This window comes from Streptomyces sp. MZ04, assembly GCF_004684775.1.
In the GTDB taxonomy this organism is placed as follows: domain Bacteria; phylum Actinomycetota; class Actinomycetes; order Streptomycetales; family Streptomycetaceae; genus Streptomyces.
On sequence record NZ_SRIC01000323.1, the window covers coordinates 1 to 8,753 of the forward strand.

Genomic DNA, 8,753 nt, shown 5'->3' on the forward strand with positions numbered 1-8,753 from the left:
GCTCCGGCCCCCGCTCCGGCCCCCGCTCCCTCGGCCAATGCCGACTCGAAGCTTCCCGGCGACCTCGCCCTCACCCCGCCCATGGGCTTCAACAACTGGAACTCCACCCACTGCAGGGCCGAGTTCGACGAGGCGATGGTCAAGGGGATCGCGGACATCTTCGTCGAGAAGGGCCTCAAGGACGCCGGCTATCAGTACGTCAATCTCGACGACTGCTGGGCGCTGCCCGAACGGGACGCGAACGGCAAACTGGTCCCCGACCCCAAGCGATTCCCCAATGGAATCAAGGCAGTTGCCGACTATGTCCACTCCAAGGGGCTGAAGCTCGGCATCTACACCAGCGCCGGCACCAAGACCTGCAGCGACATCGGCTTCCCCGGAGCGCTCGGCCACGAGGTCAGCGACGCACAGCAGTTCGCCGACTGGGGCGTCGACTACCTCAAGTACGACAACTGCAACAACCAAGGCGTCGACGCCAAGAAGCGGTACATCGCGATGCGCGACGCGCTGAAGGCCACCGGCCGCCCCATCGTCTACAGCATCTGCGAGTGGGGCGAGAACAAGCCCTGGGAGTGGGCCTCCGACGTCGGCCATCTCTGGCGCACCACCGGCGACATCAGCGACAACTGGAGCTCGATGCTGTCGATCATGAAGCAGAACCTGCCGCTCGCCGAGCACGCGAGTCCGGGGCACTGGAACGACCCGGACATGCTCGAGGTCGGCAACGGCGGGATGACGGACACCGAGTACCGCACGCACTTCTCGATGTGGTCCGTCATGGCGGCGCCGCTGCTCATCGGCTCGGACCTGCGCAAAGCCACGCCCGAGACCTTCGAGATCATCTCCAACAAGGAAGTCATCGCCGTCGACCAGGATCCGCTGGGCAAGCAGGGCAAGGTGCTCTCCTCCGAGGGCGGCCGGTGGGTCGTCGCCAAGGAGATGAAGGACGGCAGCCGGGCCGTCGCGCTCTTCAACGAGACGGGCAGCGCCCAGTCGATCGCCACGTCGGCGAAGGCCGTCGGCCTCCCGGACGCGGACGGCTACACGCTGCGGGACCTCTGGCAGCACAAGAGCTACAACACGGCGGGCGCGATCTCGGCGACCGTCCCCGCGCACGGCACCGTACTGCTGCGGGTGTCGGCGGACGGCAAGTGGGCACAGCAGCCGCCCGCCGTCGAACTCGGCCTGGGCGGCGCACCGTTCATGGAGGCCGGCAAGCCGACCGAGCTGACGTCGAAGGTCACCAACCTCGGCCGCACACCCGCGCAGCAGGTGACGGCCGCCATCAGCGGACCGTCCGGCTGGCAGATCAAGGCGAAGTCGCCGTCGACCGCGAGCTCCCTGGGCACCGGCAAGTCCCTCAGTACGAAATGGTCGGTCACCGCGCCTCAGGGCGCGTCGCCGGGAGCGTACGACCTGACGATCAAGACCGCCTATCGATCCCCCTCCGGCACCCGCGCCCAGAGCACGCTGCCCCTGACGGCGCATGTCGTCGTGGCCCCGCCCGCGGGCAGTTCGGCGATGAGCGACCTGCCGTGGCTCTCCACGGCCAACGGCTGGGGTCCGGTCGAGAGGGACACCAGCAACGGCGAGAGCGCGGCCGGCGACGGCAATCCGATGACCGTCAACGGGGTGGTGTACGCCAAGGGGCTCGGTGCGCACGCGTCGAGCAGCATCGAGTACTACACCGGCGGGGCCTGCGAGAAGGTCACGGCCAAGGTGGGTGTCGACGACGAGAAGGGCCTCAAGGGTTCGGTCGCCTTCGAGATCTGGGCCGACGGCAAGAAGGCCGCGTCGACGGGCGTACTGACCAATGTCCAGCCCGCGCAGGGCCTGTCGGCCGACGTGAGCGGTGCGCAGACGGTACGGCTCGTCGTCACCGACGGTGGTGACGGGACCGACTCCGATCACGCGGACTGGGCGGAGCCGGCATTGAGCTGCTGAGCCGTGGGCCGGACGGGCTGGATACTCCCCGGAGGCGGGCCCGAAGCCTTCAGCCCGTCCGGCTCTCGAGGACCGTAGTCTGCGTCGGCGCCACGCTCAGCCGCTTGCCGCCGAGCGCGGCCGCCGCCGCACCCACCAGACCCGCGTCCGTGCTCATCAGCGCGGGGGCCACGGTGAGTTCGCGTACGAAGGACAGTGTGGCGTAGTCGCGCAGGGCTCGGCGCAGGGGTGTGAAGAGGACGTCGCCCGCCTTCGCCACGCCGCCGCCGATGACGGCGATGTCGATCTCGACGAGCGTCGCCGTCGCGGCGATCCCGGCGGCCAGCGCTCTGGCCGCGCGGGCGAAGGAGGCGAGGGCCACCGGGTCGCCGGCCCGGGCGGCGACGGCGACCGCGGCGGCGGAGGTGTCGCCGTCCGGGCCGGGGCGCCAGCCACCGTCCAGGGCGCGGCGCGCGATGTTCGGGCCGCTCGCTATGCGTTCGACGCAGCCGCGCGCACCGCAGGGGCAGGGGTCGCCGTCGAGGTCCACGCTGATGTGACCGATGTGGCCCGCGTTGCCGGTGGGGCCGGGGTGCAGTGCGCCGCCGAGGATGAGGCCGCCGCCGACGCCGGTGGAGACCACCATGCACAGGGCGTTGTCGTGGCCGCGGGCCGCGCCCTGCCAGTGCTCGGCCGCCGTCATCGCCACGCCGTCGCCGACGAGTTCGACGGGCAGCCCAGCGGCCGCCGCCCGCACCCGCTCGACCAGGGGATAGCCTCGCCAGCCGGGGACGTTGACGGGGCTGACCGTGCCCGCCGACGCGTCCACGGGGCCCGCGCTGCCGATGCCCACGGCACGGGCGCGGCCCCACAGCGGGGAGCTCCGGAGCTCGGCGACGACCTCTTCGACCGCCCGCATCACGGTGTCGCCGTCCTCGCGCGCGGGCGTCGGCCGCTGGGCGCGCAGCAGGATCCGGCCGTGCTCGTCCACCAGGGCGCCGGCGATCTTGGTGCCGCCGATGTCGAGTGCGGCGACGAGGTCCGTGTGCATCAGTGTCAGATCTCCTGGTGAAAGGGCAGGCCGGAGAGTGCGATGGACAGTCTCTCTTGCATCTGACAACGTTGTCCAGGTTCTATGCTCGACGCCACATCATTTCCGCCGACGACAGGACAGCGCACCGTGGCCGAGACCGCTCGCCGCCCCGAGAACCGATACGGCTCCCGTCCGACGATGAAGGACGTCGCCGCGCGCGCCGGAGTGGGCCTCAAGACGGTCTCCCGTGTCGTGAACGGCGAACCGGGAGTCACCCCGGACACCGAACGCCGCGTCCAGGAGGCCATCGAGGCCCTGGGCTTTCGCCGCAACGACAGCGCGCGGGTCCTGCGCAAGGGCCGCACCGCCAGCATCGGCCTCGTCCTGGAGGATCTCGCCGACCCTTTCTACGGCCCGCTCAGCCGCGCCGTGGAAGAGGTCGCCCGCGCCCACGGCGCGCTCCTGATCAACGGTTCGAGCGCCGAGGACCCGGACCGGGAGCAGGAGTTGGTGCTCGCGCTGTGCGCACGCCGGGTCGACGGGCTCGTCGTCATCCCGGCCGGTGACGACCACCGCTATCTGGAGCCGGAGATCGCCGCCGGTGTCGCCACCGTCTTCGTCGACCGTCCCGCCGGGAAGATCGACGCCGATGTGGTGCTCTCCGACAGCTTCGGCGGCGCGCGGGACGGCGTCGCCCATCTCATCGCCCACGGTCACCGCCGCATCGGCTTCATCGGTGACCAGCCGCGGATCCATACGGCCATAGAGCGCCTGCGGGGCTATCGCGCCGCCATGGAGGACGCGGGCATCCCCGTCGACGAGGAGTGGGTGTCCCTCGGCGCGACCGCCCCCGAGCGCGTCGGACCGGCCACGGAGGCGATGCTGAGCGGACCGGACCCCGTGACGGCGATCTTCGCGGGCAACAACCGGGTGACGGTGACGGTCGTCCGTGTCCTCGCCGGGCTCTCCCGCCCGGTGGCGCTCGTCGGCTTCGACGACATCGAGCTCGCGGATCTGCTGCAGCCGGGCGTGACCGTCGTCGCCCAGGACGCCGCGCAGCTGGGCAGGACCGCGGCCGAGCGCCTGTTCCGGCAGCTTGACGGCGCGTCCGACGCTCCGGAGCGCATCGAGCTGCCCACCCGGCTGATCACCCGGGGGTCGGGCGAACTGCCGCCCGCGGGCTGAGGGTTGACGGTGCGTCGACAGCGCCGATGTGTCAGCAGACGGGAAGGCCCGGCAGCGGCTTGTCGTTGTCGCCGCCCTTGATGTAGACGTCGCTGATGAACACGTTCGTGTTGCCGCTGTCGTCGTCCGTCTTGGCCCACCAGACGTTCGTCCACTCGCCGTACGTCTCGCGGCGGCCGAGGTTCTGCTGACAGTAGAAGTAGTTGGTGCCCGCGTTCAGTACGCCCGCCTCGGTGCCCGACGCGGTGTACGACTTGGCGGTGCGCCACACCGAGCAGTCGTACTTGCCGCCGCCCGTGGCGTGGCAGACGGGCTCGGGGGCCGGGTCGCCGCCGCCCGATGTGCCGCCGTCCGAGCTGCCGGAGCCGCCGGAGCCGCCGCCGGTCGTGCCCGCGTCCTCGGTCGGCTCGGTCGAGGGCTTGGGACGGCTCGTCGGCTTGACGGTGGACTTCGGGTCGTCTTTGTCCGACGGCTTCGCGTCCGGCTCGCGGGACTTCTCGTCACCCTGCTTCGACGGCTTGGGAGCGCGCGTGCCGTCCAGCGAGCCACGGCTGTTGTCCGGCTCCGGCTCGGCCGTGTCGCCGGGGGACGCGGGGCCCTGCGCCCGGTTTCCGTCCTCTCCCCCGTTGTTGAGGAGGGCCACGGTGACGCCGGTCGCGGCCAGTACGACGGTGACGGCCGCCGCGGCGAGCAGGGCGCGGCCGCGGCGCGGGCGCTTGGGCTGCCGCGGGGCCGCGGGGGACGGCGGCGGGACCAGGGCCGCGGCGTGCGGCGCGGCAGCCGATGCCGCGGGGTCGGGCAGCGGCGGCCCGAAACCCGGCGGCGGCCCGCTCGGGATGCTCCGCTCGGTGGTCTGTCTCGGCTGCGGCGCGGGCTCGCGCAGCGCCGTCGTGACCGCGCCGCTGCCGGCCGCGTCGGCGAGCAGCAGCACCGCCTGACCGGCGTCCGGCCGCGCCTGCGGGTCCTTGTGCATCAGCTGTTGCAGTACGGGCGTCAGCGGGCCCGCGCGCTGCGGCTCGGGCAGCGGGTCGGTGACGATCGCGGTGAGCGTGGACCACGTCGACGTACGGCGGAAGGGCGACGATCCCTCGACCGCCGCGTACAGAGTGGCGCCGAGCGCCCAGACGTCGGAGGCGGGGCCCGGGTCATGGCCCTGGGCGCGCTCGGGGGCCAGATAGTCCAGGGAACCGACGAGCTCGCCGCTGCGGGTGAGGTGCGTGGACGAGCCGTCGGCGGGGTCGTCCATCGTGGCGATGCCGAAGTCGGTGAGGACGACGCGGCCGCCGCCGGACTCCAGGAGGATGTTGCCGGGCTTCACGTCGCGGTGCAGGACGCCGGCGCGGTGGGCGGCGGCGAGCGCCTCCATGACCTTGGCGCCGATGGCCGCGGCCTCACGGGGGTCGAGGGTGCCGCGGTCGCGAAGGACGTCGTCAAGGGACGGTCCTTCGATGAGCTCCATGACGATGAGGGGCCGCCCGTCGACCTCCGCCACGTCGTGCACGGCGACGACTCCGGGGTGCCGGACGCGGGCGGCCGCGCGGGCCTCACGCTGCATCCGCACGCGCAGGTCGGCCAGCTCGGGCCCGGCCGCGTCCGAGTACGTACGCAGCTCCTTGACCGCGACCTCGCGGTGAAGGACCTCGTCGGCCGCGCGCCAGACGACGCCCATGCCGCCCCGACCGAGCTGCGCCACGACGCGATAGCGCCCGGCGAGGAGTCTGCCGACCCCGCCCGGCTGTTCCTGATCCCCCGAAGACACCGCTGCCCCGTTCCTGTGACGCCACTTCCGTGGGCTACAGGGTACGGGGCAGGGGTGACAGCGCGTGCCGGAGTTACTTGGCGTTGGCCGTGAGGTCGCCGCGGCGGGGGCCCGCGAAGGACTGCAGACCGGCCAGCGTGAGGCCGGTGCCGCGGGTGACCTCGGCGGTGTCGAGGGCGCCGCAGTCCAGGCCGCGCAGCAGATAGCCGGCCAGCGCCTTCGCGGTCGCGGGCTCGTCCGCGACCGCGCCGCCCTCGTGATGCCCCGCGTAGGCGGAGAGGCGCGCGGCGGCCCGCTCGAAGCCCTCGCGGTAGAACGCGATCACGGCCGCGTACCGCGTCGGGATGTGGCCCGGGTGCATGTCCCAGCCCTGGTAGTAGGCGCGGGCCAGGGCGCGCCGGGTGAGGCCGAAGTGCAGCCGCCAGGCCTCGTGCACGTTCGCGGTCGAGCCGACCGGCAGGACGTTGGTGGAGCCGTCGGAGACGCGTACGCCGGTGCCGGCCGCCGCGACCTGCATGACCGCCTTGGCGTGGTCGGCGGCCGGGTGGTCGCTGGCCTGGTAGGCGGCGCTGACGCCGAGGCAGGCGCTGTAGTCGAAGGTGCCGTAGTGCAGGCCGGTGGCACGGCCCTCGGCGGCCTGGATCATCCGGGCGACGGCGGCGGTGCCGTCGGTGGCGAGGATGGACTGGCTGGTCTCGATCTGGATCTCGAAGCCGATCCGGCCCGCCTCCAGGCCGCGCGCCTTCTCGAACTCCTCCAGGAGGCGCACCATGGCGGTGACCTGCTCGGGGTACGTCACCTTGGGCAGGGTCAGGACGAGGCCGTCGGGGAGACCGCCGGCCTCCATGAGACCGGAGAGGAAGATGTCGAGGGTACGAATGCCACGGTCGCGGACCGCCGCTTCCATGCACTTCATACGGATGCCCATGTACGGGGCCGCCGTGCCGTTCTTGTAGGCCTCGGCCACCAGGCGGGCGGCGCGGGCCGCGTCCTGGTCCTCGTCCTTGCCCTTGTAGCCGTCCTCGAAGTCGATGCGCAGGTCCTCGATGGGCTCGCGCTCCAGCTTGGCGCGCACGCGGCTGTAGACGGGCTCGGCGAGATCGTCGGTCAGGCCGAGTACGGCGGCGAAGGAGGCCGCGTCCGGGGCGTGCTCGTCGAGCGCGGTCAGGGCCTGGTCGCCCCAGCTGCGGATGGTGTCGGCGGCGAAGGCCTCGCCGGGGACGTACACGGTGTGGACGGGCTGGCGGGTGCCTGGGTCTCCGGGGTAGGCGCGCTCGAGCTCAGCGTCCACCGGGGCGAGGGAAGCGCTGATGCCCTCGCTGACCGCACCGGCGAGGCTCGTTGCCACCTGCTCTTGCTGACCCATTCCTGCATCCTCCACACGCTCGGCGCCGCGCCCGGCATTTCCGCTTCACGGAATCAACAATCCGTATAGCGAAGTTATCCGTCGACCTTCCCGCTGGTCAACACCCTCTCGTCTGCCGGACCGCGGCCGTTCACTCCTGTCTCAGATCCTGCTTCCGCACTTCCCCGCGCGCACCCCATGCTGACCGCCACCCACCGAAGGAGACCGCGTGCCGACCGACTCCCGCGTGACCCGCCGCCTCGGCCTGCAGACCGTACTCGCCGCCGCGGCGGTCCCCTTGATCACCTCAGCGCTCTCCGCGTCGCCCGCGCGCGCGGTGGAGCGCGCCGGGCGCCGTCTGGAGGTCATGTCGTTCAACCTCCGCTACGCGAGCACCACGCCGCCCAACACCTGGGCCGACCGCCGCCCGGCGACCCGGGAGCTGCTGCGCCGCGCGCGCCCGCACGTCATCGGCACCCAGGAAGGCCTCTACCAGCAGGTACGCGACATCGCCGCCGACCTGGGCGCGCACTACGACTGGATCGGCACCGGCCGTGCGGGCGGCAGCCGCGACGAGTTCATGACCGTCTACTACGACACCCGCAGGCTCGCCCCGGTCGAGTACGACCACTACTGGCTCTCGGACACCCCGGACGTCATCGGCTCCAACACCTGGGGCGGCGGCTCCATCCGCATGGTCACCTGGGTCCGCTTCCACGACCTGCGCACCGACACCGAGCTGTACGTCCTCAACACCCACCTCGACAACGCCAGTCAGTACGCACGCACGCGTGCCGCGAGTTTGATTTCCGAACGCATCGGCCGCCTCGAGCCGTCCCTGCCGCGCCTCGTGACGGGCGACTTCAATGTGGCCGCCCACAAGAATCCGGTCTACGACACCATGCTGGGCGCAGGTCTCGTCGACACCTGGGACACGGCGGACGAGCGCAGCAAGGCGTACGCCACGTTCCACGGCTACAAGCCGCTCACCCCGGACGGCGACCGCATCGACTGGATCCTGGCGACGCCGGGCGTCCACGTCCACTCGGCGACGATCAACACGTTCGCCCTCAACGGACAGTTCCCGAGCGACCACCTGCCGGTGCAGGCGAGCCTGACGCTGTGACGCACGAGGCCCCCGCCATCGCGCGGGGCGCGGACGGGGGCCTCGTACAGCTGGAGCTCTCAGCTCAAGCCGAAGCACTCAGCTCAAGAAGCTCAGCCCTTGCGGGTCTTGACCTCTTCGGTGAGGGCGGGGACGACGTCGAAGAGGTCGCCGACGACGCCGTAGTCGACGAGGTCGAAGATCGGCGCCTCGGCGTCCTTGTTGATCGCCACGATCGTCTTGGAGGTCTGCATGCCCGCACGGTGCTGGATCGCACCCGAGATGCCGGAGGCGATGTACAGCTGCGGCGAGACACTCTTGCCGGTCTGGCCGACCTGGTTGGAGTGCGGGTACCAGCCCGCGTCCACCGCGGCACGCGAGGCACCCACGGCCGCACCCAGGC

7 protein-coding genes are annotated in these 8,753 nt (G+C 71.7%); 3 read left to right on the top strand and 4 right to left on the bottom strand.

Annotated features, from left to right (window positions below; genetic code table 11):
* Nucleotides 1-1,944: NPCBM/NEW2 domain-containing protein (locus tag E2651_RS37640; protein ID WP_135335770.1), on the top strand; the 1,944-nt coding region annotated here is incomplete at its 5' end.
* A 49-nt stretch (nucleotides 1,945-1,993) separates the two neighbouring features.
* Here the strand turns inward: E2651_RS37640 and E2651_RS37645 are convergent.
* Nucleotides 1,994-2,974, bottom strand: coding sequence for an ROK family protein (locus tag E2651_RS37645; RefSeq protein ID WP_135335771.1), 981 nt, complete (start codon nucleotides 2,972-2,974; stop codon nucleotides 1,994-1,996).
* Between the two features lie 129 nt (nucleotides 2,975-3,103).
* Here E2651_RS37645 and E2651_RS37650 point away from each other — a divergent pair, with 129 nt between their 5' ends.
* Nucleotides 3,104-4,141 (top strand): LacI family DNA-binding transcriptional regulator, encoded by a 1,038-nt coding sequence (locus tag E2651_RS37650; protein ID WP_135335772.1) that lies wholly within the window; start codon nucleotides 3,104-3,106, stop codon nucleotides 4,139-4,141.
* A 31-nt stretch (nucleotides 4,142-4,172) separates the two neighbouring features.
* On the opposite strand, the gene E2651_RS37655 is transcribed toward E2651_RS37650, so the two are convergent.
* Together E2651_RS37655 and E2651_RS37660 are read right to left on the bottom strand one after the other, a co-directional pair.
* Nucleotides 4,173-5,900: a serine/threonine-protein kinase gene (locus E2651_RS37655; protein WP_135335773.1), complete on the bottom strand. Its 1,728-nt coding sequence runs from the start codon at nucleotides 5,898-5,900 to the stop codon at nucleotides 4,173-4,175.
* Between the two features lie 73 nt (nucleotides 5,901-5,973).
* Nucleotides 5,974-7,266: an aldolase/citrate lyase family protein gene (locus E2651_RS37660; RefSeq protein WP_135335774.1), complete on the bottom strand. Its 1,293-nt coding sequence runs from the start codon at nucleotides 7,264-7,266 to the stop codon at nucleotides 5,974-5,976.
* A 208-nt stretch (nucleotides 7,267-7,474) separates the two neighbouring features.
* Here E2651_RS37660 and E2651_RS37665 point away from each other — a divergent pair, with 208 nt between their 5' ends.
* On the top strand, nucleotides 7,475-8,371 hold the full coding sequence (locus E2651_RS37665; protein ID WP_135335775.1) for an endonuclease/exonuclease/phosphatase family protein: 897 nt from the start codon (nucleotides 7,475-7,477) through the stop codon (nucleotides 8,369-8,371).
* Between the two features lie 92 nt (nucleotides 8,372-8,463).
* Here E2651_RS37665 and E2651_RS37670 read toward each other — a convergent pair.
* The coding region (locus E2651_RS37670; protein WP_135335776.1) for an electron transfer flavoprotein subunit alpha/FixB family protein at nucleotides 8,464-8,753 on the bottom strand (290 nt) is incomplete at its 5' end.

What these genes read in the sequence shown, in the direction of transcription:
- E2651_RS37645 (WP_135335771.1), bottom strand. Translation starts at nt 2,974, where the DNA reads ATGCACACGGACCTCGTCGCCGCACTCGACATCGGCGGCACCAAGATC.
- E2651_RS37660 (WP_135335774.1), bottom strand. Translation starts at nt 7,266, where the DNA reads ATGGGTCAGCAAGAGCAGGTGGCAACGAGCCTCGCCGGTGCGGTCAGC.